We start from the raw sequence: 24,119 nt of genomic DNA, 5'->3' as shown, positions 1-24,119 counted from the left end.
CGCCGCCCCGTTCTCAGGGCGTCAACGAGCTGGAATATTTCGCGAGATTTTTGGAGGTTATGAGAGGTGGTATTATCTGAGGTGAGGAGGTCGCATGGATCAGTCAGCGGGGAACCCGGTGATGCTCACGCTCGCTCGGGACTCTCGTGGACTCACTCAGTCGGAGGTCGCGAGGCAGATGAGCGACCGACGGGGTGGTGGGCCGAAAATCACCCAGGGCTACGTCTCGAAGGCTGAGGCTGGCGCGGTATCCGTGATCGGCGAGCGCCTCGAACTCTTCGCCGCCGTGTTGGGATATCCCTCCGAGCTTCTGACGATGTCCGGCGGTGTCTACGGGCTTGGAACCGCGTGCGTCCACCATCGGAAGCGGCAATCTCTCAGTGCTGCCGCCGGCCGACGGATCCATGCCTACCTTAATCTGGCGCGTATCCAGACTCGCTTGCTTCTCACCGGCAGCGACATGCAGCCGGAAAACGCGTTCTTCCGCTTCCCGGTCTCGGCTGTAGACACCGCGCGCGACGCCGCGGCCGAGGTTCGACAGCGATGGTCTGTACCGCCCGGTCCGGTCGCCTCGATGGTCGCTCTCCTTGAACAAGCTGGCGGTATCGTGGTCCAGCGGCGGACTTCATCGACTGCTTGGGACGCGGTCAGTCAGTGGCCGGACGATGAAGCTCCGATCTTCCTGCTCAATGCGGCGACGCCGACCGATAGGCAGCGCTTCACCTTGGCTCACGAGTTGGGTCACATCGTGTGCCATCCCGTGCCGGGGCCTGAACAAGAGCGCGAGGCGGATGAATTCGCCGCCGAATTTCTCATGCCCGCCGCTCAGATCACAACGGAGCTCGGAAATGATCTCGACATCGGCAAACTCGGCGTGCTCAAGCAGCGGTGGAGGGTGTCCATGGCCGCTCTGGTTCGCCGTGCCCGTGACCTGGGGTTGATCACGGATTGGCGTTATCGCAGCTTGAACGTGGAGTTGTCCAGTTTGGGTTACCGAACCGATGAGCCTGGAAATCTGGAACCGGAGCAACCGCAACTTCCGCTACGGGCCGCGCAGGAGTGGATCACCCGACAGCAGGATGGCGTTGACGACCTGGCCGCTCGCACGCTGTTAACGACGGCGGAGTTCGTAGAGATCTTCGGGCTCGCCGGGGCGACAGGTTCTGAGCCCGCCGCAACCGAAAGGGGCACGCGTGGTTGACGACGATCACACCGGACCGCGTGAGAACGGCAAACTGAATGCCGCGATCAGGGATATCGAGCGACTTCGGCCACGAGGGCGCGTCGGCCTTCTGGCCGATCGGCTGCTCACTGCGGCCGGAACACGCGAACTCCTGCCGGTGCTGGGAGCCGTCGATCCTACCTGGGGTGGTGTCTGGGTCGGTGGTAGCAACGCGGCGCTCAAGATCGCCGACTATCGGGATGCCGGCTTCGACGATCTGATTCTTGTCCCGGATCTGGAAGCGTATTGCAAGCGGACCGCGACGCCAGAGGAACCGTTCGGGCTGCCGGAGACGCTCGGTGATGGGCTGGAGGCCGCCTTGGACGATCAGCTCGCGCGGGGGGCGACGGTGGCGACTACGCCGTCCTTGTACGTCGCGGCGGGCGATTCCGCCAGTCTCAAGGCGCAGGCCCGCCGGGTCGCGGCGCTGCAGCGAGACGACGCTATTTACGTCGCGGCCGTCGCTGTCGCGTGGATCAACGACACCTTCATCGACCAGTTCATCGCTATTCTGCGGATGGTGGGCAAGCCGATCGCGCTCCGGCTCGGCGGCCAGTTCGACCCTCTCGCCCAGTTCAAAGACGCACCCGGAAACCTTCGCCGGCTTGAAGCGGAGGTACCCCACCTGATGAGGCTGTCCACCGACCTGTCCGCCATCGACGGACTCTGTCACGGTGCCTTCGCCGGCGCGATCGGGCTCACCGGCACGCGTCGACACCTCGTTCCACCCGAGGAGAAGGCACAGTCCGGGCCGAGTGACGGCCCCGTACCTCCGAGCGTGCTGGTCAGCGAACTGTTGCGATTCATCTGGACCACAACACTTTTGAAGAAGTTCGCCAACTCGACGCCGCCGTCGTGTTCCTGCACGGTCTGTCAAGGGCAGAGACTCACTCGCCTGCTGGACCCGAAAGAGGACAAGCTCGAAGCCCGTTCGCACAACATCGCAGTTTGGAGTGATCTCATGCTTACTCTGCATCGGGACTTGCCGCTGCGGGCCGATCGGGCTGGATGGTGGAAGAAGCGTTGCCAGGTGGCAGTCGACCACCACGAACTCCTCAACAACCAGCTGGGAAACCCGAAGGCGTTCAAGCCGCCGGAAGCCTTGATCCGCTGGGCGAAGCTGCCGAGCTGAGCGACGCAGGTTCGTTCGGCTGTGACAGATGTAGACCGTAAATCTGCTCAGCGAACTCCCAGCGTGCCGCCGAATGGTGTTTCACCACAAACGCGGCCGGCTCGATGAGCCAATCCCAGCCCGCGTTGGTCGGAACCGTGATCCCGACCCCCCAGTAAGATGCCTCGAGGACCTGCTCGGTGTCGGGGCTCGACCGACAGACCAGTACCCGCTCGGCGTACTGGCTGAACTCGAGCACGCGATGCAAAGCTGCGGACCACGATCGTTGGACGGTCACACTGACGCAGTCGACGGTCACGGGTGTCCGCGCGAGCCGGCACAGGTGCTGCGAATCCCGCGACACTATTGCCTGCGGTAGCCGCTCGACAATGCGTTGCACTCGGGCGGATACCGCCTGGCGTGCCACGGCCGCGCCCTCCGGCAACGTGAGCAAAGCGTCCAGGGCGGAGAGGTCAGTCAGGTCACAGACGCCCTCACTCTGGCGACGTCCGTGTTCGTCAACGTCCAACCGGTACAGGGCGAAGGCAACGGGGCCGTGGCCGGGGAGGCGGGTACATAGCCCCTCTGAGCCTAAACGCGGTGGAAGGCCGGAGCTGACCGCTGCGTCCACACCGACCTCCTTACCTAGCACGTTCCTTGAACTGCTTGATCGACTCGTTCGAGTTTCGCCAGGTCACAGGATTGACGTAACTCAACTATCAACTATCTTGAAGATGAATACTACATCCAAGGAGCGATCTTGGACACCGACGAACTCGGCCATCTGCTTTTCGGCCGCTCTTGTCGGCTCCGGCTCGCGCTCTGGATCCTCACCTACCCGAAACCGCGGTTCTACCAATCCGAGCCACCGGACGAGGTGATCTCTCAGAGCGCGGCAGGCGCGGAGCTGAGCCGATTGGTGACCCTCGGCATGCTCACCGTGTCCGACAGCAAGGAGCAGCGTCGGATCTACTACCAGCGCACCGACAGCAGCCTGTGGGCCGTCATCGATGCGGTCAGGCAATGGCAAGGAGCCTAGCCAGCACTCATCAGTCCGCTGCGGTCGGGTACTGCAGGCCCTGATTTCGGCTTCGGTTGTGGTTCCGCCCGTTAGGATTGGTGCAGGTCGCGAGTGCAACGCGTTGGAAAGGCCGGTCTCGAACTCGCTCACACTGTCCATGTCTCACCAGGTACTTTAGGAGCTCGTGCCGGGTCGTCGGTCGTGCGTGCATTAATCGCACGACTGTTCGAATGTTAGGCGTGTGTTCCGTGTACGGCGAGACCAAGGGCGTGGCGATATTCCAACCGGCCGCTACCGGAACAGCTGCGGTCGTCACCGTCCCACTGGTGGTGGTGCACGTGCCGCTGAAGCCCACTGTTCGCCGATCCCGTCAGGTTCTCGGTCGCAGTCGGTAGTGCTAGCCGCTCTTTACGATCACCCTGCCGATCGTCGCTCCATCTGGTGCCCTCATGGGATGTGCTCGATCGCCTCGGGTATGTCGAGCGGAATCAATAGGCGACAGTGTCGCAGGTGGAGGTAGCAGCAGCTGGCTTCGAGGACGCAATCCCAGGCGGGGCTAGGCCCCCAATGGCTCAGTGGTCTCGGGGTTGGCTGACTGGTGGTCAAGCCTTGACTCGAGCTCAGCTAGGTAGCTGGTGAGCCAGTCGCGGGTTTGTTGGGTGCTGAGCGCCTGGCCAGCGGCGTGTTCGAGCTGGCCTTCGTAGTAGGCGATGTCGTGGGCGTTTTCTAGGAAGAGGCTTGTGGTGGGCTGTTGGTGGTGGACGACCGGACGGTGTTGGTCGTGTCGGTAGAGGGTGAACCCTGTGTGAACATCGGTCACGACTGAGTCAGCGGGGACGAGATGGATGTGACGACGAGGCAGCGACGATGTGATCAGCAGATGTAGCACCTGTTCGTGCTTGACGGCCAGACCTTCAGGAATCGCGAGCAGCGCGGTTTCGCAAAGGTAGAAAGTGAGACGAGCCGACACCCGGAGGGATGTGAGCTGGTTGGCGAGTCGCGCATGCACTGCTGCATCCAGAGCAGGACCGTTTCTGGTGAGGGACTGGCGGATGTAGGGCTCGATCTGGAGCTGTCGCGGAATGTCTACAGGGTCGTAGACCGTAACGGACTCGCTGCCAGTGTCGAGCACGGAGATGAGCGGGAGGTCGTCGGAGAAGCCCACGGGGTGACTTCTGACCTGGTAGCCGTCGTCGGGGTGGCGGTCCAGGGCTACGAGGTCATCGAGTTCGCGAGGGGTTGCCTTCGCTCGGGCGAGGTAGATGGCGATGTCCCCGGCTTGGTAGTTGCGTAGACCGCTCTCTAGGCGAGAGATGGTGGAGGCGGGCCAGCCGAGCATGCGGCTCATGTCAGTTGCGAGATAGCCGGCGCGCATGCGGATTCGTCGCAGCTCGGCGCCGAGCTCCCTCTGTTTTGCGGTAGACAGCTGGGGCGTCTTCTTCGATTTCACCAGTTCCTGCTCAGGGGTGTAGTGGCAAACGCCGTGCTGGAAACGGGGATAGAACGGCCGTCTCGTGAGACACGTGCCGTCGCAGGTGTTGTGACACATGAAGGCGGCCCTGAACTGGGGGAACGCTTCGTGTGACGGTTGGGTCGGCTGGCTTTGGGCCCGTCACGCCCGTCACGAATCGCCGTTGGAGGCGAGCCTTTGGGAGACGGCGATCAGGTGTCACATCCGTGGACTGGGCCGGCGCGCTGCGTCGCGACGAGATCTACGGCTCGGCTAGCGACTCGCTGGAACGCGGTCACGTGACTGGTAAGTCGCTCGAAGCCAAGTTCGGTGAGACGTAGCAGGCTTCGATGCCCTTCGTGTCGAGCTAGGTACCCGGCCGCGAGCAGCCGGTCGGTATGAGCGGTGAGGACTCGTGAGCTGACGCGAAGGCGCGTCGAAAGAGCGCCCTCTTCCTGCCACCTGACGTCAGTGAGAAGACACAGCACGAACAGCCGGATCGGCAGGAGCAGAAGTGGGTCAAGTTCAAGCTGGAAGACGGGGATCGAGGCGTCGGTTGGCGATGTCATGACTTGCCGCGGGTTAGCTCGGCAGTGCAGAAAGCGGCGCTCAAAGTCGGAAGCCCGCGGGTTCGAGCAGCGCTCAGCAAATGCCGTGCACACGGTCTCTGAGCATCGGAGCCAGAAGAAGGTTTGAAGAGCCGGCGCAAGCGCGACGGCTTGCGGTGCTGAGGCGTGCGGAGGCGCTGGTCGACGGTGGATAGCGTCGACCGAGCTGACAGGTACGCCTTGCAGCGGCCACATGGTCGCCCAGGTGGAACGAGCATCGAGAAGGGCAGCACGGCGTGACCGCAGAGTCCCTCGTATCGTCCGAGGTCGTCATCCCTGCCGCGCGCGAACTCTTCGTCGGTTACGGCGTGATCGAGGCCGTCGATCTCGCTCCTGTGCCAGGTGACGTATATCCCAGCGGCCACACCTGGCCGCAGCACATCGCGCATGAGTCCTCCGCTACCTACAGGCTGACCAGCCACAACGGGCTGTAAGATCTGAAATCAGCCTGCCTTATGCGCTCATTTAGGCGATAGGACGCGCGGACGACATAGCTAGGACATCTAGCGGGCAGCATGAATACCGGGAGGGCACGATGACGGCTGGCGGCGGCACCGACGACCTGCCGCGAACAGTTCTGGAGATGAAGCTCCGGGAGCGAAATCAGACCCTCGCCGAGTTCGTCGAGGATGCCGAGCGGTTCGCGCGCAGGTTCGGTGAGCCTGGCACGCTCAGCGTGCGGCACCTGCAGCGCTTGATCTCGGGACGCAAGCCGGACGGATCACCGGTCGGACGCCCGCGTCCGGCTACCGCGCGCCTGCTCGAACGGATGCTCGGTCTTGGGATCGGCGAGTTGCTGTCGGCACCTGACGCCGTTCGCAGTTCCACCGAAGACCCGGATGTGGAGCTCCGGCAGCGGCTTAGCGCTGCTCGCCGTGTGAACGCGGACGTGTTGACCCTGCTTCACAGCCAGTTGTCCTCGGTCCGGCGCCTCGATCGGGAGCTGGGTGCTTCAACGGCTCACGAAGAGGTGGCTACCAAAATCCGGCAAATCGCGCGCTTGCGTTCCCACAGCCTCACTTCGGAGGTTCGTGGCCGACTTGCCGCGCTCCTTGCGGAGTTTGGCACGCTCGCCGGTTGGCAGAGGCTCGATATGGGTTACGTTCACGACTCCTGGCAGTTCTACGAGAATGCCAAGGCGGCTGCTCGCGAGTCCGGTGACGAGGCATTTGAAGTGCACTGTCTCGCTGAACAGGCCTTTGTGCTGATCGACGTCGGAGAGACTGGATCGGCGGTCGACCTGTTGTGCGCTGCCGAGCGTCAGGCCCGACACCTCGCCGGTCGCCTCCTTCGAGCGTGGCTCGCTGCCGCGCACGGCGAAGCTCTTGCGGCAGACGGGCAGCGTTCAGCGAGTCTGCTGGCCTTTGATCGTGCCGCAGCTCTTCTGCCGACCGACGTGTCCGCGGTAGACGGTCCCTACGTGGTGCTTGACCCTGTTCATCTCGCGAGGTGGCGCGGGCACGCGCTCGCTCGGATCGGTGAGCCGGAGGCAGTAAGCGTGCTTTCGACAGCGCTCAGCCGTCTCGATCCGACGTTCACGCGCGCCGAGGCAGCGTTGCGAGTGGACCTCGCGACGGCATTCGTCGCGATGGGCGAGCACGAAGAAGGCCGAGCGCACGCAGCTCGTGCTCGTGCCCTTGCGGTCGAAATCGGGTCTGTGCGGCAGCAACGTCGAATTGCCCAGGTCATCGCTTCGGGGCGCGAAGACTGAGCGGGAGGTGGTACTGCGGGCAACTGTCAGCCCGTAGGCTCGCGGCGTGGTTGACGAGCATGGGTCGTGGAAGACGTTCGGTGAGCGTCTGGTCTACGACAACCGGTGGGTCAAGGTCGGGCTGACGGACGTCGAGGCGCCGAATGGCGAGCGCTGGGACTACCACGTCGTGCACCTCGCGCGGATAGCTATCGCGTTGATCGTGAACGACCAGGACGAGGCGCTGATGCTGTGGCGCTACCGGTTCGCTACCGAGCAATGGGGCTATGAGCTGCTGGGCGGCATGGTCGACGACGGCGACGACTCCGCTGGGACGGCCGCGCGGGAGGCGGCCGAAGAGTCCGGCTGGCAGCCGGTCGGCGAGCCGGAACATCTGGTGAGCTTCGAGCCGCTGCCAGGCCAGGTCACGGCGCCGGTCGATGTGTACCTGTGGCGCGAGGCCGAACACATCGGCGAGCCCACCGACACGGAGGAAGTCGGCAGGGTGGAGTGGGTGCCACTGTCGAGGGTCAACGAGCTTGCGCAGCGTCAAGAGCTGCTCGGATCTGGCACGCTGGTGTCCCTGCTCTACTACCTCAACTCACGCCGGGTCTGAGTCGCCTGGCAACACCAGTCGTTCCAGCCGACGTCGTAGCCGCACGGAGCCGACCTGGGAGATGATCCGCCGGGCCTGCTGTGCGTAGGTTCGGGCGGCCTCCCGGTCACCCGATGCGCTGTAGGCGAAGGCGAGATCCACATACACGGCGGCGCCGGCGCGAACGAAGGATGTGGACCGGGAATCATCGACCACGCGTTCAAGATGTTCGATCGCTTCGGGTGCGCCGAGGTGCACCAATGCGTTGCCGCGCCATCGGTCAAGATGGCTGCCGCCCAGGAAGACGAACGGAAGTTCTGGGTGGACGACTTCGTTCGGTAGGAGCGTGTCGGCCTCGTCGAACGCTCGGAGTGCTTCGTCCCGGTGACCAGCGATCGCGTGACCTTCGCCCTCCGCGGCCGCGAGCCAGGCACGCAGTAGTTCCGGGGCGTGCTCGCCGATCGAACGCGCCTCCCCGAACAGGGCGAGCGCGTCATCGACGTTGCCCGTGTCGATGAGGACGAATGCCTGTTCAGCTGTGGCGTGAGCAAGCAACCCGGTGGATCCGGACTCCATTGCCGCGTATTTCGCGCGTTCGTAGTGCGTCCATGCCTGTGCGAGTGAGCCGATGTCGAGAGAGTTCCACCCCGCCAACGTGGACGCCTCGACGAGCACGCCGGCCAGCGGAGCTCTGTCACGACGCAGGATGGTGTGCCTGAGCAGGCCCTCGATCTCGGTGATCTGTCCGCGGAGCCGTTCGAGCCTCGCGGCTGATCCGAACCGACGGTCGGCATGGCGAACGCTGATGACCTCGTCGCGGAATAGTTCGATGGTCTGCTCGTCCACGCGGCGGGCGATGACCAGCCGTTCGGCCAGTTCATCGCCGGAGGGGCCGGCGAAGTCGCCCGTCGGGAACCCGAGATCGTCGTCAGTTCGGCCGTAGATCTCGCGCAGGACGGCGCGCATCGGCGGTTCGGGCACCACGTGGCCGTTCTCCCACCGGGAGATATCCGTCTTCCGGCTGGGGACCGAGCGTTCGGGCAATCCGTGTGCCGCTGCACGCGCGTTGATTGCTCGCGCGAGTTTCTCCTGGCTCCAGTCAAGCGCATTCCGAGCGGCCTTCAAAGGGCTTGTCGAGTTCATGACGCGCACCTCCGGCAACGGCCTTGAACTGCGGAGATAACAGGAAATAACACGGGGCATGTAAACCGCTGCCAGCTCCCGCCGCCCGGAGAAATGCCGTTTCTTGGTGACATGAGAAACGACAAGAAACACCGGCGGTCGACCGAGTCGGCCGATCGCAAACAGGATTTCGCGCTAGCCGCGGGAGGTCCCATCGCGGCGGAGCAGCTCAGTGAGATCGGCGAGGTGCTCGGTGATCTGCGACAGCCGCTGTTCGATGACAGCGAGCCGCGCCGACACGGCGTCTTCCATGTCTTCGCGAGGCTGGCCGAGGGTTGGCGGGATGCGGCCATGCAGGACAGCGAGCAGATGCTGTGGGTGCAAACCGAGCGCGACCGCAAGCGCTTCGAGCGTCCGGTCGCTTCGCTTGCGCTCCACGGTGTGGTTCTGGATTTCGCGGACGATCGCCTGGGAGACCTGCGAGCGCTCAGCCAGTTCGCGTTGCTTCCATCCGAGCTCGTGTACGCGCTCGTTGATGGTCTTCGCGACCGCCGCCCAGTCTTCCGACACCTATTCCTCTTCCTTCGTGGTCCGCCTCAGCGCCGACATTAGCGCTTGACGGAATCAACGACGCTGAGATCCACACCGCGTCGCGCATTCGGACCATTCTCGCGCCTTTGTGCGACTAAATCAGCGCACTTTTAAGGCTCAAATCAGCTTTCCGACTTTAAGGACACCTCAATGCAGAAGAAAATGCCTGACGCTGGCGGGCCAGCGTTCTACTCACCGGCTGACGCCGCCTGGATTCTCGGCGTTGACCTCAACTCGATCCATCGCGCCATCCGGATCGGTGAACTGCGGGCCGAGCGGCGCCGTTCGCGCCTCGTCATTCCGGCTGCAGAGCTGCGGCGAGCCCTCGGTGGGGGTGTGCGATGAGCGAACTCGACTACACGGCGATCGCCGCCCGGCTAGACCGGTTCGCCTCTGTGCCTGACTCGGTCTTGAAGGATGTCGTCGAAAGGGACGGCCTGTGCTTCTGGGCATTCGAGCGCGCGGACATACCGGAACTGACCGGGGACGATCCACCTGACAGGGAACTGGCCAGGCGGCTGTGTGCCGGCTGCCCGGTAATCGACGAGTGCCTTGAACTCGATCTGCGTACTACCGGACCGGATGCTCTCGGCGTGTGGGGCGCGATGGCGGATACCGATCGGCGCATCCTCCACATGGTTTGGCAGCGTCGCCGAGGAGGCGAGGCGCGATGACGCTCACCCTCTCGTCGACACAGGTTCTCGCCGGACTTGGTGTTCTGTTCGCCCTGTTCATGGTGTGGCGTGTCGGCGCACGCAAAGCGCGCCGCGCTGCCGAAACGGCACGAGCGGGCGCACGAGTCGTCTCGCTCGCCGGAAGGGTGCTGTTCACGGGCGCGGCGTTCGTGGGTGTGCAGTGGCTCGTGATCACCCATCCTGGCAACCCGACTCTGTTGCTCGTGGTACTCGGAGTGCCGGACTTGATCGCGGCATACGTCCTGACGCGTGCACTGACCGTCACATCACTCGATACCTCACGTCGAGGCGGTGGGCGATGATCGACATGACGCAGGAGATGTCGTCCCGTACGGCATCGACGAGCCGTGCTCAGCGGCTCGCCGCGGATGCCGCAGAGGCTGCCGATGTCCGCCGCTGGCGGACCCATCCGGACGTTGTCGCCCTTCGGATCGAGCGAGTTCGTGCTCAGGTCGATCGGCTGTGCTGGGCCGGAATCATACTCGGACTGGCGTTCACTGCGGCCAACGTCCAGTGGTTCGCTGCCGCCGGATCGGAATTCGGCTCGTTGCCCTGGCTGACGGCCTGGCTGCTGGACCCGACTGTGTGCCTCGTGCTGCTCGCCATCCTTCGAGCTGAGCAGGTCACCGCCCGGTACCAGGTTCGCACCGGGCGGTGGGTCCGTGCGGCGAAGTGGCTCACGTTGGCGGCCACGTATGTCATGAACACCTGGTCTTCGTGGGCGGCGGGATCACCGGCTGGAGTGGTTTTGCACTCCGTGCCGCCGATGGTCGTATTCGTCGCGGCCGAAGCCGTCACCGACCTACGCGACAAGCTCACGGACGCCGTGCAGGTTGCTCTCGTGAACACTGCGAAACCCGCGGACGTTCATGAACTGGCGACGGCTGATCGTGAACGCCCCGCTCGTCGGCTGTTCGCCGACTACCTCGCCGACGCGCGGCTGGCCTGGAAACCCGACGTCAGAGTGACGCCTGCCTGGGTGCGAGAGGTCACTGGTTGTTCGCGCGGGTTGTCCTCCCGGCTCGCTGCCGAGCTTTCGGCCGAGGTGGCCGAGGGGGTGCGCCATGGCAGCTGAAGCGAGTTCAGAGGCTGACAGCGGTGTGTCTCTGGCCCGAATGGCCTCGGGCGACGTCGAGCACATCGGGCCGATCCTGGACGGTGAGTTGATCGACGACTCGCTACCCCAACCGCGTGTTCGGACCGTCCGTCGGCGGCTCGCGCGCTGGTGGAAGCACTCACCGCGAGTGCCACTGTGGATGAAGAGTAGGCCGCAAGCCGTCCAGGCTGCGAAGGACGCCGTGGTCTGGATAGTCAAGTCGCCACTTCGGTACGCGGGTGCGGTGGTCCGTGGGGCCGTAGCCGGTACGCGCGCCTGGCGAGGCTGGGTCAAAGTAAACGACTATCGGACGGCTGCCGAGGACTCGGAGAAGCTTGCCGACAAGTTCACGGAGATTCGTGAACTGACGCTGTTCCGCTGGAAGGTCACTGGTGCCGTCGTTGCCATAGTGGCGTTGGCGGTCGCCGTTGTGGATCTCCTGTACGGACACGATCCACTGTGGATCGGCGGGGCTGTCGCATCACTGGCGCTGGCGATTCTGGGACGCCGCAAGGATGGCAGTCCGGGACGGAAGCCCGCGCTTGCCGGTCCGCGCACGCTGACGTGGACGATGGATCCGCAAGTTCTTGTGGATGCGTTCCGCGACGCGAAGCTGATCGGAAAGGACGAGACACTTCGCTTGGTGGAACGAGCAACGCGTGTGGGCGACGGTTGGGCGGTCACCGTGGACCTGCCGGCGACGCGGAAGGCCGCGGATGTCGTGAAGAATCGGGATGCGTTGGCTTCAGCCCTGGCAGTCGACGAAGTTCAGCTCATCGTGGAGCGCGTGCGCGGAAACGGTGGGCATGCCGGCCGGATCTCGATGTGGGTCGCCGATGAGGACCCGTACGTTCGTGCGCCTCTTCAGACGCCGCTGCTCGGCGTTACGCGCTGGGATGCTTGGCGGCCTGTCCCATTCGGACGTGACGCGCGAGATCGGTGGATCGATCTGCCGCTCGTGTGGACGTCGCTTCTGATCGGCGCTATTCCCAGGCAGGGTAAGACGTTCGCTGCCCGGCTCGCTGCTAGTGGACTTGTCCTGGACGCTTGGGTGCGGCTGTACGTGGCGGACTTCAAGGCTGGGAAAGATTGGGTCGCCGCCGGGCGAGTTGCGCACCGCTTTATGGCTGGTGACGAGCCTGAACACGTCTTGGCCCTCATTGATTGGCTGGCCGAATTGGTTGCCGAAGTCCAGGGCAGGTTCCGGCGTATGCGGGATCTGGACGACTTGGTGTGCCCGGAATCGAAGGTGACGCCGGAGATGTCACGGGACAAGGCGCTGAACATGCCGATAACGGCGATCTTCATCGACGAGGTTCAGGTGCCGCTCGAAGATCGCACTCCTGTTGAGGTACAAGGAAAGAGGCTTGCGGCAGGCGAGTACATCGGCGAGTTGTTGACGTGGCTGGCCAAGAAGGGGCCAGCGGCCGGGATCGTGCTCGTACTCGCCACTCAACGCCCCGACTCCAAGACCATCCCATCCGGGCTCCGGGCGGTGCTCGGATCACGGTTCGCCCTTCGGGTGATGGACTGGCGTGACTCAAACATCGTGCTCGGCGAGCAGATGAACACCCGCGGGTTCGACTCGTCTCGCCTTCTGCCGTCGCACAAGGGCGTGGGCATCCTCAGGCCGGACGGTGACACGGCGGCTGGGGCGGATGTGTTGGCGATGACGGTCCGCACGTACTACATGCCGAACGAGGACTGGCAGACCATCTGTCAGCAGGGGCGCGCTCTGCGGGAGGCGGCTGGAACGCTGACAGGGCATGCGGCCGGTCAGGACGGTATGCCAACACTCGATCACGCTGCCGTTGCACACGCTCTGGGCGCGGGGGTTGTAACAAGCCCATCGATGCCTGAGTTACCAGAACCGCTCTCTGCGCTCGTCGAGTATCTGGGAGTCGACCTCGGACCTGAGGGGCGGCAGTTCGTCCCCACGGCCGAGTTAGTGGAGGCGCTCGGCATCGAACGCAGGATGTTCTCGCAGCAGATGACCGAAGCAGGATGTCGGCCGACGCGAGACCGTGTGACCAGCGAGGACGGTGAGACCCGGCAGGTTCGGGGCTACCTGACCGCTGATATCCGCCGTGCTGTCGAGCAAGCTGGTCATGGCGATGTATACGCTGCCACGGGTGCCCAGCGATGAGCGCAAACCAGAACAACCAGCCTTGTCGGGTTATCCTACCTGCAGGATTGCCTGAGCTGACGCCTGCGGCGGCACGCGCCTTGCTGGCGGTTCTCATCGACCTGACTGAGGTGCCGGTCCTTGATGGACCAGGAAGGGAGGCGACCGATGACCGCTGAAATCAGCGACCCATGGTCGAAATTGGACGAGATCCTGGGCCTTGAGGTAGCCGAGCCCGTGGACGACGGGATCGGCGAGTTGGCGGTCTACGGTCGCTGCTCTACTGAAGACAACCAGGACCCGGAGACCTCGCGAGGCTGGCAGATCGGGAACGCGCGCAAGTTCGTCGAGCCGCTGGGCGGCCGGATCGTGGCCGAGTACTTCGACGTGGGCCAGTCGCGGTCAGTGCCGTGGGAGCGGAGGACCGAAGCGTCGCGTCTGCTCGCCGAGCTGAAGAATCCTCGCCGGACGTGGAACGCCCTGGTCGTCGGTGAGGGGACCCGTTGTTGGTTCGGCAACCAGTTCTCGCTGATCGCTCCGCGGTTCGCCGCGTACGGCGTGGACTTGTGGGTGCCGGAGCTCGGCGGGCGGTTCGACCCGCGGAATCCGTCGCACAAGATGTTGATGAGCGTGCTCGGTGGCATGAGTGAGTCGGAGCGGCAGCACGTTCAGGCGCGCGTCCGGGCGGCGATGGACGCGCAGGTCGTTAACGAGGGACGGCACCAGGGAGGCCGTGCACCGTACGGGTACGTGGTCGTAGATGGCGGGCCACATCCGAACCCGAGGAAGGCAGCGGAGGGGTTCCGGCTGCGCCTGCTCGCGATCGACGAGCCCGGCGCCGAGGTGGTTCGTCGCATCTTCGCCGAGTATCTCGACGGAAGCGGTGATCGCGCGATCGCGAACATGCTGAATCTCGAAGGAATCCCGTGCCCGTCGGCGAAACGGCCGGATCAGAATCAGCACCGGTTGGCGGACGGCTGGCAGGCAAGCACGGTTCGAGCGATTCTGGAGAATCCGCGGTACACCGGCTATGCGATCTTCGGTCGCTGGGCCAAGCACGAGATGCTGCTGGATCCCGACGACGTAGCAGCCGGCCACGTGGTCCGCTTCCGGCGCGCTTCTCCGGACCGCGTGGTGCGGTCGAGGAACCAGGCTCATCCGAAGATCGTGTCTGTCGAGACGTTCACGCAAGCTCAGTTGCTTCGACGCTCGAAGGCGAGCGGCGGCCTGGCGACAGCGAGGAAGGCGGAGCGAGGCGCTCGCAGCACAGCTCGGACATACCTTCTACGCGGGCTGGTCCGTTGCGGAGTCTGTCATCGGAAGATGCAAGGTGCGACCATCCGCAAGGGCGCGTACTACCGCTGCACGGCCCGGACGATGGCGCCAGGTTCAGCGATGCTCGCCGACCACCCGAAGACCGTGAACCTGCGTGAAAGCACAGTGGTCGAAGCGCTCAATGGGTGGATCGGGTGGCTGTTCGCGCCCGACAACGTCGACCAGACCGTTGCGGCGCTGCTTGACTCCGCTGGTGGGAACACTGGCGGTGCGCACGAGGCGGCTCGGCGCCGGCTGGCGGACGCGGAGGCGCGGCTTCGTCGGTTCCAGGAAGCCATCGGGGCGGGAGTCGATCCCACGGCCGTCGTCGATGCCATGAACCAGGCACACGCGGAGCGTGTTGCGGCCAAGGCCGAGCTGGACGGCGCGCCTGCGGACCGGAGAGTCACGGACGCGGAGGTCTACGCGATGATCGATTCGCTCGGGGATGTCGGAGCGATGCTCGCCGATGCGAAGCCAGCCGGGCTGGCCCGGCTCTACCAGCGGTTGAATCTGGAGTTACGCTACGAACCAAAAGAGCTGGCCATCTATGCGATGACCAGCCCCGGTGTAGATACTGCGTGTGTCCGAGGGGGGACTTGAACCCCCACGTCCGTTAAGGACACTAGCACCTCAAGCTAGCGCGTCTGCCATTCCGCCACTCGGACTTGCTGATGTGAGAAGAGTATACGTCGCCTTGGAGGCCTCAATCAGGGGGGTACGTATCGTCACGCAGACCTACATTGAGACGATGTTCGGTTACCCTCCGACAGGTTTCACGGCGTCGGATGGGCACGTATCGCCAGGTCGGAAGCCGAAAGTGCGTACTGTGACCGGCGATTACAGAGGGTGGGGAATCAAACCCCGGCACCGGGCGCTTACACGGGCGTGAAGAAGATTGGTTTCCTGTCCTTCGGCCACTGGTCGCCGAGCGCGCACTCCGAGACGCGGTCCGCCGCCGACTTCCTGCATCAGTCGATCGACCTGGCCGTCGCGGCCGAGGAGCTCGGCGTGGACGGCGCGTACTTCCGGGTGCACCACTTCGCGCGGCAGGCGGGCAGCCCGTTCCCATTGCTCTCGGCGATCGGGGCAAGGACGTCGAAGATCGAGATCGGCACCGGCGTGATCGACATGCGCTACGAGAACCCGATGTACATGGCCGAGGAGGCGGGCGCCGCCGACCTCATCTCGAGGGGCAGGCTCCAGCTCGGGGTCAGCCGAGGATCCCCGGAGCAGGTGATCGACGGCTGGCGGTACTTCGGTTACGGGCCGGAGGAGGGGCAGACCGTCGCGGACATGGCCCGGCAGCGCACCGAGGTCTTCCTCAAGCTGCTCGAGGGCGAGGGGTTCGCGCAGCCGAATCCGCGGCCGATGTTCGCCAACCCGCCGGGGCTGCTGCGGCTGGAGCCGTACTCCGAGGGGCTGCGCGAGCGGATCTGGTGGGGGTCCAGCTCGAACGCGACCGCGGTGTGGGCGGCGGAGCAGGGCATGAACCTGCAGAGTTCCACGCTCAAGGACGACGAGACGGGCGAGCCGCTGCACGTTCAGCAGCGCAAGCAGATCGAGGCCTACCGCGAAGCCTGGAAGGAGGCCGGTCACGAGCGTGAGCCGCGGGTGTCGGTCAGCCGCAGCATCTTCGCGTTGACCAACGACCTCGACCGCGCGTATTTCGGCCGTGATCGGAACTCTCGGGACCAGGTCGGCATGATCGACGAGACGACCAGGGCGATCTTTGGGCGGTCGTACGCCGCCGAGCCGGACGAGCTGGTGCGGGCGCTCAAGGAGGACGAGGCGATCGAGGCCGCGGACACCCTCTTGTTGACCATCCCGAACCAGCTCGGCGTCGACTACAACGCGCACGTGCTGGAGAGCATCCTCAAGCACGTGGCCCCGGAGCTCGGCTGGCGCTGAGAATGCGCGGTTCGGCGGTGGGTAGGGGCGGCCCCGCTCGTTACGATCGGGGCATCCCCGGCCATCGGAGGGTCCCGTGAGACTGCCCCGATCCCTGTCCTGCCTGGTCCTGGCGTTCGGCCTGGCGTTCCCGGCGACGGCGCACGCGAGCGCTCAAGCCCCGCTCGGCGGCGGGAGTGTGTTGCAGAGCAGCGCCGCGACGCGGTGCACGGCCGGGTTCGCCGCCGTCTCGGGCAAGACCGGCTACCTGATCGCGAGTTCCGCTTGCGGCAAACCCGGCGACACCATCCGCAGCGCGGGCCGGGTGGTCGGGGTGGTCGTCGGCACTCAGGTCCCGCCGACCGGCGCGATCGTCATCCGCGTGACCAATACGACCGACTGGCGCTTGGTGGGCTCGATCCCGCCCACCGGCGGCCGCACGATCACCGGTTCGGTCGAGGCCCCGGTCGGCGCGTCGGTCTGCCGGTACGGCGCGACCACCGGATGGCACTGCGGGATCATCCAGGCGAAGAACGTGTCGATCACCTTCCCCGAAGGAACGCTGACCGGCTTGACCCGCACGTCCGTCTGCGCCGAGCCGGGTGACCACGGCGGCCCGTTCGTCAGCGGGACGCAGGCGCAGGGAGTACTGGTCGGCGGCAGCGGGAACTGCTCCAGCGGCGGCACGACCTACTTCTACCCGGTCAACCGCGTCCTGTCGGCTTACGGGCTGACGCTCGTCACCGGCACCTAGAACGGCAGGACCCTCGGATACGGGGGAGGGGAGTGCCGGGTGAACGCCGGGGTGGTCGTCACCCGGGCTTCCCCGACGGCGTCGAAGATCGTCTGGTGTTCCGGCGCGAGCTTGCCGGCCTCGGAGTTCAGCGCGGCGGGCGCGTCCGGCGGCCAGTGTCCGGCGTCCAGCCGCCGCTCCAGCGTGCGCAGGGCGGTGATCTCCTCGGACGCGGTGAACACACAGTGCCCGGCGCGGTTCACGAACAGCTGCCGGAGATCGCCTCCCGGCCCGGCTCGTTCGGCGTAGGCGCGTTCGTGCGCCGCCGGCGCGGCGCCGTCCGCGACGGTGTGCATGGTCAGCACCGGGACCGGCGTGCGTCCCAGCGGTAGCCCGAAGCGCGCCAGATACCCGACCGCGGCCGGATCGGGCGTGACTCGCGGTGCCTTCGCCAGCCTGTCGAGGTCAGCGTCGAGGTCCAGTCCCGCCTCCGCGTAGGCCCGTTCCACGAGCGGCCGCTCGCCGGCCTGCGCGAGGATCCGCCGGTAATCGACGCCCACGTTCCAGCTCGGGTTGCCGCCCGCGCGCCGCTCCAGCGCGACCCTGTCCACGCCGAAAGCGCTGACGCGATAGAAGCGATCCCATACGCCCTGCCAGAAAACCTGATCGGCGACGGCCTGCGGCCGGGGCCGGGTGGCGTCGAACCAGCCGGGGATTTCGGCCAGCGCGTTCGCCAGCGCGAGCCGGGCCTGGCCTTGCGGGTTCGCGGTGGCGGACCGCACCACGTCGGTGAACCGGCCCGCGTTCGCCGCGGGATCGGCGATCCGCACCAGGTCCAGCCGCGCGTCGAGCAGCGTGTTCAGGGCGTACCCGAGATCGAGACCGGAGTTCCAGTGCGCCGCCCCGCCGGCGAGGTTGCCGCAGAAGGTCATCAAACCGGCGAACCGCCGCGGGTTCCTCTCGGCGAGCAGGGACGCGGTGATCGCTCCCACTGATTCGCCCGTCGCGATGGTCCGCCGCGGCTTACCGACCGTGCGGGAAAACCAGTCGTGCAAACGGATCTGGTCGGTCAGCGCCTCTTCGATCGACCAGCCGCGGACGGTCCGGTACTGGGACGCGGCCAGCGCGTAGCCCTGCTCCAGCAGATAGGACTCGGTCGTGGGCTGCGAGGTCAGCGCGATCCGCTCCGGCTCCGGATAGGCCAGGGAGTACATCCCGTGACTCCACAGCATGAGCGTGCCGTTCCAGTTTTCCGGCACCAGCACCAGATAGCGTGCGCCTCCGAGTTCACCCTCGTACCTGGTGACCGGCTCGGCGGCCGCGGCGCGGGGAACCAGCAGCCCCAGAAAGATCGTGAACAGGGCCAGGAGAACGAGACCACGTCGGGCCATGACGACCACCCCTGCGGCTCATCTTTCGCCGCGCGGGGTGAAGTGTCGAGATCCGGTTGGCCTAACTGAAGATGACCGAGCGCAGGAGAAGCCTGTCCGAGCCTCGTCCACCGTTCGGGCGCAAGGAAAAGTAGGAATCGCTCTTGCAGTCGTCGTCCAGGAACACCACCGCGGTCGAGTCGGTGTTGTTGCGCGGGCGGAAAGCGTCGACGTCCCAGTCGGCTATTTCGGGTATCTCTATGCATTCGCCGCTTGGCGGGTCGACCAGGGTGCCGACCTGGAGCTCTTCGTCTTCGTCGTAGTAGCGGTAGGTGAATTCGCCTTCGGCCGCGGACGCGGTCGCGGGGATCGTGAAGCACAGGGCGACGGCGGAGGCCATGGCGAGGAAAGCGGTACGTGTACGCATGGGAACGACGTTAGGACGAAGATCGACATCTCCGGTAGGTCTCGCGGCCGGATCCACTCTTGGAGGTGGACCGAAGTCCGGCCGGTGATCGATAGTGAGGACATGTACACCGGCAACCCCGACGTCCCCGGCGACGTGTTCGCGGACGTTCTCGCCCAGATCGACGACTTCGTCCGCACCCGCGTGATGCCTCGCGAGCTGGAGATCATGAGCACGGACGCCATCCCGGCCGATCTGCGGGCGCAGGCCGCGGAGATGGGGCTGTTCGGGTACGCGATCCCGCAGGAGTGGGGCGGGCTCGGCCTCGATCTGGTGCAGGACGTCGAGGTGGCGATGACGCTGGGTTACACGTCCTTGGCGTTGCGGTCGATGTTCGGGACGAACAACGGGATCGCCGGACAGGTGCTCGTCGGGTTCGGCACGGACGAACAGCGGGCGCGGTGGCTGCCGGGTATCGCGTCGGGTGAGGTCGTCGCGTCGTTCGCGCTCACCGAGCCGGGTGCCGGCTCCAATCCGGCCGGTCTGCGGACCAGCGCGAAGCCGGACGGCGACGGCTGGGTGATCGACGGCGGCAAGCAGTTCATCACCAACGCCACCGAGGCCGGGCTGTTCGTGGTCTTCGCGCGTATCGACACCGGGATCGCGGTGTTCCTGGTGCCCGCGGACGCGCCGGGCATCACGGTCGGGGCGAAGGACGCCAAGATGGGGCAGGAGGGTTCGCGTACCGCGGACGTGACGTTCTCGCAGGTCCGTGTCGGGCCGGAGGCGCTGGTCGGCGGGGACGGGGAGGTCGGGTACAAGGCGGCGATGACGTCGCTGGCGCGCGGGCGGATCCACATGGCGGGCCTGGCGGTCGGTACGGCGCAACGGGCGCTCGACGAGTCGGTCGCCTACGCCGCGACCGCGACCCAGGGCGGGACGCCGATCGGGGATTTCCAGCTGGTGCAGGCGATGCTCGCCGATCAGCAGACCGGTGTGCTCGCTGGCCGGGCGTTCGCCCGTGAGGCGGCTCGGGCGTACGTGACGGGGGAGGACCGGCGGATCGCGCCGTCGGCGGCGAAACTGTTCTGCACCGAAATGGCCGGGAAGGTCGCCGACCTCGCGGTACAGGTGCACGGCGGCAGTGGCTACATGCGCGAGGTCGCGGTCGAGCGCATCTACCGTGACGTCCGGTTGATGCGGCTGTACGAGGGCACCAGTGAGATCCAGCGGCTGATCATCGGCGGTGGCCTGGTGCGGGCCGAGAAGAAGAAAGCATGACCCGGCCGCTCGAAGGGGTCACGGTCGTCGCCATCGAACAAGCTGTCGCCGCCCCGCTGGCGACCCGCAACCTCGCCGATCTCGGCGCGCGCGTGATCAAGGTCGAACGCGTCGACGGCGGGGATTTCGCCCGCGCCTACGACCACGCCGTACACGGAAGCGGCGCGCATTTCGTCTGGCTCAACCGGGGCAAGGAGTCGCTCGCCGTCGACCTCAAGTCCGCCGAGGGCCGTGACGTCGTCCGGCGGCTGGTCGCGAAGGCCGACGTGTTCGTGCAGAACCTCGCTCCGGGAGCGGCGGAGCGGCTCGGTTTCGGTGACCTGCGGGCGGATCACCCGGAGCTGGTCGTGGTGAACCTGTCCGGCTTCGGCTCGGGCGGGCCGATGGAGCAGCGCAAGGCCTACGACATGCTGATCCAGGCCGAGGCCGGGCTCATCGCGATCACCGGCACTCCCGAAGCCCCGGCGAAGACCGGGATCCCGACCGCCGACATCGCCTCCGGCATGTACTGCGCGCAGGCGGTGCTGGCGGCGTTGCTGCGCCGCTGGCGCACCGGCGAGGGCGCGACGATCGAGGTCTCGATGCTGGAAGCCACCGTCGAATGGATGGGGTACGCGCTCAACACCCGGATGTACGCCGGAACCGAGCCGGAGCGGATGGGACTGAGCCACAGTTCGATCGCGCCGTACGACGCCTTTCCCACGCGCGACGGCCAGATGCTGATCGGCGTCCAGAACGACACCGGCTGGCGCACCCTCGTCACCGATGTCCTCGACGCGCCCGAACTCGCCGACGACTCGCGCTTCACCACGAACGTGCAGCGCGTGGCCCATCGCGAGGAATGCGACGCCGCCGTCGCGGCCCGGACATCGCTGTGGTCCAACAGCGAACTTGACGAAAAGCTCGCGGCGGCCGGGGTTCCCGCCGCCCAGCTCAAGGACGTCGGCCAGGTCGCCGATCATCCGCAGCTGCGGGCGCGCGATCGCTGGCGCGAGGTCGGCACCGAATTCGCCAGGGTCGACGCTTTGCTGCCGCCGGTGACCTTCGACGATTTCGAGGCGTGCATGGGCGACGTCCCGGCATTGGGAAAGCACACGCGTGCGTTGCTCGTCGAGTCCGGAGTGGACGCCGACGACTACCTTCGCCGGGGCATCGCCCGCTGAATTGCGGGAGCGACTGGAGGAACTCCAGGTTTACGCTCGAGATCATGCGATTCGCCATCAAGACTTCGCCGCAGGACACCGTCTGGTCCGACATGCTCGCCGTCTGGCAGGCCGCCGACGAGATCGAACTCTTCGAATCCGGCTGGACCTTCGATCACTTCTATCCCATTTTCTCGGATTCGACCGGTCCGTGCCTGGAAGGGTGGGTGACGCTCACCGCGCTCGCGCAGGCCACGAAACGGCTCCGGCTGGGCACGCTGGTCAGCGGGATCCACTACCGTCACCCCGCGCTTCTCGCGAACATGGCCGCGACGCTGGACATCGTTTCCGGCGGACGGCTGGAGATCGGCGTCGGCGCGGGCTGGAACGAGGAGGAATCCGGCGCGTACGGCATGGAACTGGGCACCATCAAGGAACGCAGTGACCGGTTCGAGGAGGCCTGCGAGGTCCTCGTCGGCCTGCTGACCCAGGAGACCACCACGTTCCAGGGCGAGCACTACCAGCTGACCGACGCCCGCTGTGAACCGAAGGGCGTGCAGAAGCCGCATCCCCCGATCTGCATCGGCGGCAGCGGCGAGAAGCGGACCCTGCGCACGGCCGCGAAGTACGCCCAGCACTGGAACTTCGTCGGCGGCACGCCGGAGGAGTTCGCGCACAAGCGCGAGGTGTTGCACCGGCACTGCGCGGACATCGGGCGGGATCCGAAGGAGATCACCTTGTCCTCGCACGTCCGTCTCGGCACGGACGGGGACTTCGCCAAGGTCGCCGCGGACGCCGAAGCCCTCGGTGAAGCGGGCCTCGACCTGGCGATCATCTACCTGCCGCCGCCGCACACCCCGGCCGTGCTGGAGCCGCTGGCGAAGGTTCTCGAACCGCTGCGCTGAGGTCTCGAAGACCGGCCGGGGAGCGACCGCCCGTTGCGGAACCGGCCGGTCTCGCTATACGGTGACAGAACTAGAACAGGTTACAGTTCTGCACGGTGGGCGGACCGAGGAGCGGACATGGCGAACAGGGCTGCGCGCGGCGACGAGGCCGACTACGTGGTCGTCGGATCGGGCAGCTCGGGAGCCGCGATCGCGGGGCGGCTGGCGGAGTCCGGTGCCAGCGTGATCGTGCTCGAGGCGGGTAAGAGCGACGACAAGCTGCTCGTCAGGAAGCCGGGGCTGGTCGGCCCGATGCACGCGGTGCCCCAGCTCAAGAAACCGTTCGACTGGGGCTACTACTCGGTGCCGCAGAAACACGTTCTCGATCGCCGGATGCCGGTGCCGCGCGGCAAGGTGGTCGGCGGTTCCAGCTCCATCAACGGCATGGTCTACGTCCGCGGCAACCGCGCCAACTTCGATTCCTGGGCCGCCGAGGGCAACAAGGGCTGGGACGCCGACAGTGTCAACGCCGCGTACAAGCGGATGGAGGACTTCGAGGACGGCGAGACCGAGTTCCGAGGCGCGGGCGGGCCGATCCGGGTCACCCGCAACAAGACCCCGCAGGAGGGCACGCTCCAGTTCCTCCAGGCGACCGCCGAGGCGATCGGCTGCGAGATCCTCGACGACTACAACGCCGGGTCGCAAGAGGGCGTCAGCCGGATGCAGCAGAACGCCGCCGACGGCCTGCGCTACAGCGCCTCGCGCGGCTATATCCACCACCTCGCGCCGGCCACACTGGAGGTCCAGTCCGGCGTGCTGGCGAAGAAGGTGGTCATCGAGAACGGCCGCGCGGTCGGCGTCGAGGTCGTCGACGCGAACGGGGGACAGCGAATCGTCCGTGCGGGCAAGGAGGTCATCCTCTCGGCGGGTTTCATCGGATCCGCGCAGCTGCTGATGCTGTCCGGGATCGGCCACGCCGAGCACCTCAAGGAGCACGGCATCGACGTCGTCGCGGATCTGCCGGTGGGCGACAACCTGCACGACCACATGTTCCACGCGCTGACCTTCCGCGCGTCGTCGAGCAAGAACAGGGGCACGCCGCCGTACTTCGCGCGCGGCCTCGTCAGCGAACTGATGCGGCCCGGGACGACGTTCCTGGCGAACTCGGTCTTCGAGGCGGTCGCCTTCCTCAAGACCTCTCAGGCCGCCGAGGTGCCCGACCTCCAGCTGCACCTCCTGCCGTGGGCGTACGTGACGCCCAACCAGGACGCGCCGATCCGGCACGACGTCGACAAACGGCCCGCGCTCACCGTCTTGACCACGCTGATCTACCCGAAGAGCCGCGGCACGCTGCGCCTCGCTTCGGCCGATCCCACGGCGGCGCCGCTGATCGATCCGCAGTACCTGTCCGATCCGGCCGATCTCGAACTGCTCGGCGAGGGCTCGGAAATGGTGCGCGAGATCTTCGCGTCGAAGGCGTTCAACGGCTCGATCAAGGAAGAACTCCACCCGGGCAAGGCATTGCAGGGCCAGGAGCTACGCGATGCGATCCTGAACCGCGCGACGTCGGTCTACCACGGCGTCGGCACCTGCCGGATGGGCGTCGACGAACTCGCCGTCGTCAGCCCTGACCTGAAGGTCCGCGGCGTCGACGGCCTGCGGGTCTGCGACGCCTCGATCATGCCGTCGATCACCGGCGGCAACACCAACGCGCCCGCCATCATGATCGGCGAGATGGGCGCGCAGCTCGTTCTCCAGGACAACTGACGGAAA

Annotated in this window: 23 protein-coding genes and 1 tRNA gene; 18 read left to right on the top strand and 6 right to left on the bottom strand. The window is 66.0% G+C overall.

All coding sequences use genetic code 11. The features are described 5' to 3' along the window. The first annotated feature begins 94 nt into the window (after positions 1 to 94). The 3 genes from H4W30_RS23235 to H4W30_RS23225 all read left to right on the top strand — a co-directional run bounded on the left by H4W30_RS23235 (position 95) and on the right by H4W30_RS23225 (position 3,372). Positions 95 to 1,201: an ImmA/IrrE family metallo-endopeptidase gene (locus tag H4W30_RS23235; RefSeq protein ID WP_192744794.1), complete on the top strand. Its 1,107-nt coding sequence runs from the start codon at positions 95 to 97 to the stop codon at positions 1,199 to 1,201. Beyond that, complete coding sequence (locus tag H4W30_RS23230) at positions 1,194 to 2,354, top strand: hypothetical protein (protein WP_192744793.1); 1,161 nt, start codon at positions 1,194 to 1,196, stop codon at positions 2,352 to 2,354. Before H4W30_RS23235 ends, H4W30_RS23230 begins: the two co-directional genes overlap by 8 nt. Positions 2,355 to 3,093: 739 nt before the next feature. Next, positions 3,094 to 3,372 (top strand): hypothetical protein, encoded by a 279-nt coding sequence (locus tag H4W30_RS23225; RefSeq protein WP_192744792.1) that lies wholly within the window; start codon positions 3,094 to 3,096, stop codon positions 3,370 to 3,372. Positions 3,373 to 3,910: 538 nt separating this feature from the next. Here the strand turns inward: H4W30_RS23225 and H4W30_RS23220 are convergent. Beyond that, positions 3,911 to 4,804 (bottom strand): helix-turn-helix domain-containing protein, encoded by an 894-nt coding sequence (locus H4W30_RS23220; protein WP_192744791.1) that lies wholly within the window; start codon positions 4,802 to 4,804, stop codon positions 3,911 to 3,913. Between the two features lie 844 nt (positions 4,805 to 5,648). On the opposite strand from H4W30_RS23220, the gene H4W30_RS23215 reads away from it, so the two are divergent. The 3 genes from H4W30_RS23215 to H4W30_RS23205 all read left to right on the top strand — a co-directional run bounded on the left by H4W30_RS23215 (position 5,649) and on the right by H4W30_RS23205 (position 7,718). Continuing rightward, positions 5,649 to 5,846: a hypothetical protein gene (locus H4W30_RS23215; RefSeq protein WP_192744790.1), complete on the top strand. Its 198-nt coding sequence runs from the start codon at positions 5,649 to 5,651 to the stop codon at positions 5,844 to 5,846. A 101-nt stretch (positions 5,847 to 5,947) separates the two neighbouring features. Then, complete coding sequence (locus tag H4W30_RS23210; RefSeq protein ID WP_192744789.1) at positions 5,948 to 7,123, top strand: hypothetical protein; 1,176 nt, start codon at positions 5,948 to 5,950, stop codon at positions 7,121 to 7,123. A 46-nt stretch (positions 7,124 to 7,169) separates the two neighbouring features. After that, a complete protein-coding gene (locus tag H4W30_RS23205; RefSeq protein ID WP_192744788.1) occupies positions 7,170 to 7,718 on the top strand; it encodes an NUDIX hydrolase in 549 nt (182 codons plus the stop codon). Here H4W30_RS23205 and H4W30_RS23200 read toward each other — a convergent pair. Both H4W30_RS23200 and H4W30_RS23195 read right to left on the bottom strand, forming a co-directional pair. Then, positions 7,704 to 8,840: a tetratricopeptide repeat protein gene (locus tag H4W30_RS23200; protein ID WP_318780650.1), complete on the bottom strand. Its 1,137-nt coding sequence runs from the start codon at positions 8,838 to 8,840 to the stop codon at positions 7,704 to 7,706. The two genes, H4W30_RS23205 and H4W30_RS23200, sit on opposite strands and share 15 nt — an antisense overlap. A 174-nt stretch (positions 8,841 to 9,014) precedes the next feature. Continuing rightward, positions 9,015 to 9,389, bottom strand: a complete 375-nt coding sequence (locus tag H4W30_RS23195; protein WP_016333690.1) for a helix-turn-helix domain-containing protein — start codon at positions 9,387 to 9,389, stop codon at positions 9,015 to 9,017. 171 nt (positions 9,390 to 9,560) lie between these two features. On the opposite strand from H4W30_RS23195, the gene H4W30_RS23190 reads away from it, so the two are divergent. The 6 genes from H4W30_RS23190 to H4W30_RS23165 all read left to right on the top strand — a co-directional run bounded on the left by H4W30_RS23190 (position 9,561) and on the right by H4W30_RS23165 (position 15,243). Then, positions 9,561 to 9,755, top strand: a complete 195-nt coding sequence (locus H4W30_RS23190) for a helix-turn-helix domain-containing protein (RefSeq protein ID WP_192744787.1) — start codon at positions 9,561 to 9,563, stop codon at positions 9,753 to 9,755. Continuing rightward, positions 9,752 to 10,084 carry a WhiB family transcriptional regulator gene (locus tag H4W30_RS23185; protein WP_192744786.1) on the top strand — a complete coding sequence of 111 codons (333 nt, stop codon included), beginning with the start codon at positions 9,752 to 9,754 and terminating at the stop codon, positions 10,082 to 10,084. The genes H4W30_RS23190 and H4W30_RS23185 overlap by 4 nt, the downstream gene beginning before the upstream one ends. Then, on the top strand, positions 10,081 to 10,407 hold the full coding sequence (locus tag H4W30_RS23180; RefSeq protein ID WP_192744785.1) for a hypothetical protein: 327 nt from the start codon (positions 10,081 to 10,083) through the stop codon (positions 10,405 to 10,407). Before H4W30_RS23185 ends, H4W30_RS23180 begins: the two co-directional genes overlap by 4 nt. Next, entirely contained in the window at positions 10,404 to 11,180 is a 777-nt protein-coding gene (locus H4W30_RS23175; protein WP_192744784.1) for a hypothetical protein, read from the top strand. The genes H4W30_RS23180 and H4W30_RS23175 overlap by 4 nt, the downstream gene beginning before the upstream one ends. Further along, on the top strand, positions 11,170 to 13,347 hold the full coding sequence (locus H4W30_RS23170) for an FtsK/SpoIIIE domain-containing protein (protein ID WP_225949835.1): 2,178 nt from the start codon (positions 11,170 to 11,172) through the stop codon (positions 13,345 to 13,347). Before H4W30_RS23175 ends, H4W30_RS23170 begins: the two co-directional genes overlap by 11 nt. A 147-nt stretch (positions 13,348 to 13,494) precedes the next feature. Then, complete coding sequence (locus H4W30_RS23165; protein ID WP_192744783.1) at positions 13,495 to 15,243, top strand: recombinase family protein; 1,749 nt, start codon at positions 13,495 to 13,497, stop codon at positions 15,241 to 15,243. Here H4W30_RS23165 and H4W30_RS23160 read toward each other — a convergent pair. Continuing rightward, positions 15,225 to 15,308, bottom strand: a tRNA-Leu gene (locus tag H4W30_RS23160). The two genes, H4W30_RS23165 and H4W30_RS23160, sit on opposite strands and share 19 nt — an antisense overlap. Before the next feature lie 220 nt (positions 15,309 to 15,528). On the opposite strand from H4W30_RS23160, the gene H4W30_RS23155 reads away from it, so the two are divergent. Beyond that, the gene (locus H4W30_RS23155; protein ID WP_192744782.1) at positions 15,529 to 16,551 is read left to right on the top strand and encodes an LLM class flavin-dependent oxidoreductase; all 1,023 of its coding nucleotides are present in this window, start codon (positions 15,529 to 15,531) and stop codon (positions 16,549 to 16,551) included. A gap of 76 nt (positions 16,552 to 16,627) precedes the next feature. After that, positions 16,628 to 17,284, top strand: a complete 657-nt coding sequence (locus H4W30_RS23150; protein ID WP_192744781.1) for a S1 family peptidase — start codon at positions 16,628 to 16,630, stop codon at positions 17,282 to 17,284. Here H4W30_RS23150 and H4W30_RS23145 read toward each other — a convergent pair. Both H4W30_RS23145 and H4W30_RS23140 read right to left on the bottom strand, forming a co-directional pair. Beyond that, a complete protein-coding gene (locus tag H4W30_RS23145; RefSeq protein ID WP_192744780.1) occupies positions 17,281 to 18,654 on the bottom strand; it encodes an alpha/beta hydrolase family protein in 1,374 nt (457 codons plus the stop codon). The genes H4W30_RS23150 and H4W30_RS23145 overlap by 4 nt on opposite strands. Positions 18,655 to 18,715: 61 nt before the next feature. After that, entirely contained in the window at positions 18,716 to 19,060 is a 345-nt protein-coding gene (locus H4W30_RS23140; RefSeq protein ID WP_192744779.1) for a hypothetical protein, read from the bottom strand. Between the two features lie 102 nt (positions 19,061 to 19,162). Here H4W30_RS23140 and H4W30_RS23135 point away from each other — a divergent pair, with 102 nt between their 5' ends. The 4 genes from H4W30_RS23135 (at position 19,163) to H4W30_RS23120 (ending at position 24,113) form a co-directional block, all read left to right on the top strand. Further along, positions 19,163 to 20,320, top strand: a complete 1,158-nt coding sequence (locus H4W30_RS23135) for an acyl-CoA dehydrogenase family protein (RefSeq protein ID WP_192744778.1) — start codon at positions 19,163 to 19,165, stop codon at positions 20,318 to 20,320. Then, entirely contained in the window at positions 20,317 to 21,483 is a 1,167-nt protein-coding gene (locus H4W30_RS23130; protein WP_192744777.1) for a CaiB/BaiF CoA transferase family protein, read from the top strand. The genes H4W30_RS23135 and H4W30_RS23130 overlap by 4 nt, the downstream gene beginning before the upstream one ends. A gap of 44 nt (positions 21,484 to 21,527) precedes the next feature. Continuing rightward, the gene (locus H4W30_RS23125; protein WP_192744776.1) at positions 21,528 to 22,367 is read left to right on the top strand and encodes an LLM class F420-dependent oxidoreductase; all 840 of its coding nucleotides are present in this window, start codon (positions 21,528 to 21,530) and stop codon (positions 22,365 to 22,367) included. Positions 22,368 to 22,484: 117 nt separating this feature from the next. Further along, on the top strand, positions 22,485 to 24,113 hold the full coding sequence (locus tag H4W30_RS23120; protein ID WP_192744775.1) for a GMC family oxidoreductase: 1,629 nt from the start codon (positions 22,485 to 22,487) through the stop codon (positions 24,111 to 24,113). Positions 24,114 to 24,119: the final 6 nt, after the last annotated feature.

The sequence above is a fragment of the Amycolatopsis roodepoortensis genome, assembly GCF_014873915.1.
In the GTDB taxonomy this organism is placed as follows: domain Bacteria; phylum Actinomycetota; class Actinomycetes; order Mycobacteriales; family Pseudonocardiaceae; genus Amycolatopsis; species Amycolatopsis roodepoortensis.
This window is presented reverse-complemented; position numbering and strand designations above follow the sequence as displayed.

Excerpts from the sequence above, each read along its gene's own strand:
- H4W30_RS23165 (WP_192744783.1), top strand. The coding sequence starts at position 13,495 with ATGACCGCTGAAATCAGCGACCCATGGTCGAAATTGGACGAGATCCTG.
- H4W30_RS23130 (WP_192744777.1), top strand. The coding sequence starts at position 20,317 with ATGACCCGGCCGCTCGAAGGGGTCACGGTCGTCGCCATCGAACAAGCT.
- H4W30_RS23125 (WP_192744776.1), top strand. The coding sequence starts at position 21,528 with ATGCGATTCGCCATCAAGACTTCGCCGCAGGACACCGTCTGGTCCGAC.
- H4W30_RS23185 (WP_192744786.1), top strand. The coding sequence starts at position 9,752 with ATGAGCGAACTCGACTACACGGCGATCGCCGCCCGGCTAGACCGGTTC.
- H4W30_RS23120 (WP_192744775.1), top strand. The coding sequence starts at position 22,485 with ATGGCGAACAGGGCTGCGCGCGGCGACGAGGCCGACTACGTGGTCGTC.
- H4W30_RS23190 (WP_192744787.1), top strand. The coding sequence starts at position 9,561 with ATGCAGAAGAAAATGCCTGACGCTGGCGGGCCAGCGTTCTACTCACCG.
- H4W30_RS23170 (WP_225949835.1), top strand. The coding sequence starts at position 11,170 with ATGGCAGCTGAAGCGAGTTCAGAGGCTGACAGCGGTGTGTCTCTGGCC.
- H4W30_RS23140 (WP_192744779.1), bottom strand. The coding sequence starts at position 19,060 with ATGCGTACACGTACCGCTTTCCTCGCCATGGCCTCCGCCGTCGCCCTG.
- H4W30_RS23135 (WP_192744778.1), top strand. The coding sequence starts at position 19,163 with ATGTACACCGGCAACCCCGACGTCCCCGGCGACGTGTTCGCGGACGTT.
- H4W30_RS23145 (WP_192744780.1), bottom strand. The coding sequence starts at position 18,654 with ATGGCCCGACGTGGTCTCGTTCTCCTGGCCCTGTTCACGATCTTTCTG.
- H4W30_RS23210 (WP_192744789.1), top strand. The coding sequence starts at position 5,948 with ATGACGGCTGGCGGCGGCACCGACGACCTGCCGCGAACAGTTCTGGAG.
- H4W30_RS23200 (WP_318780650.1), bottom strand. The coding sequence starts at position 8,840 with ATGAACTCGACAAGCCCTTTGAAGGCCGCTCGGAATGCGCTTGACTGG.
- H4W30_RS23180 (WP_192744785.1), top strand. The coding sequence starts at position 10,081 with ATGACGCTCACCCTCTCGTCGACACAGGTTCTCGCCGGACTTGGTGTT.
- H4W30_RS23235 (WP_192744794.1), top strand. The coding sequence starts at position 95 with ATGGATCAGTCAGCGGGGAACCCGGTGATGCTCACGCTCGCTCGGGAC.
- H4W30_RS23175 (WP_192744784.1), top strand. The coding sequence starts at position 10,404 with ATGATCGACATGACGCAGGAGATGTCGTCCCGTACGGCATCGACGAGC.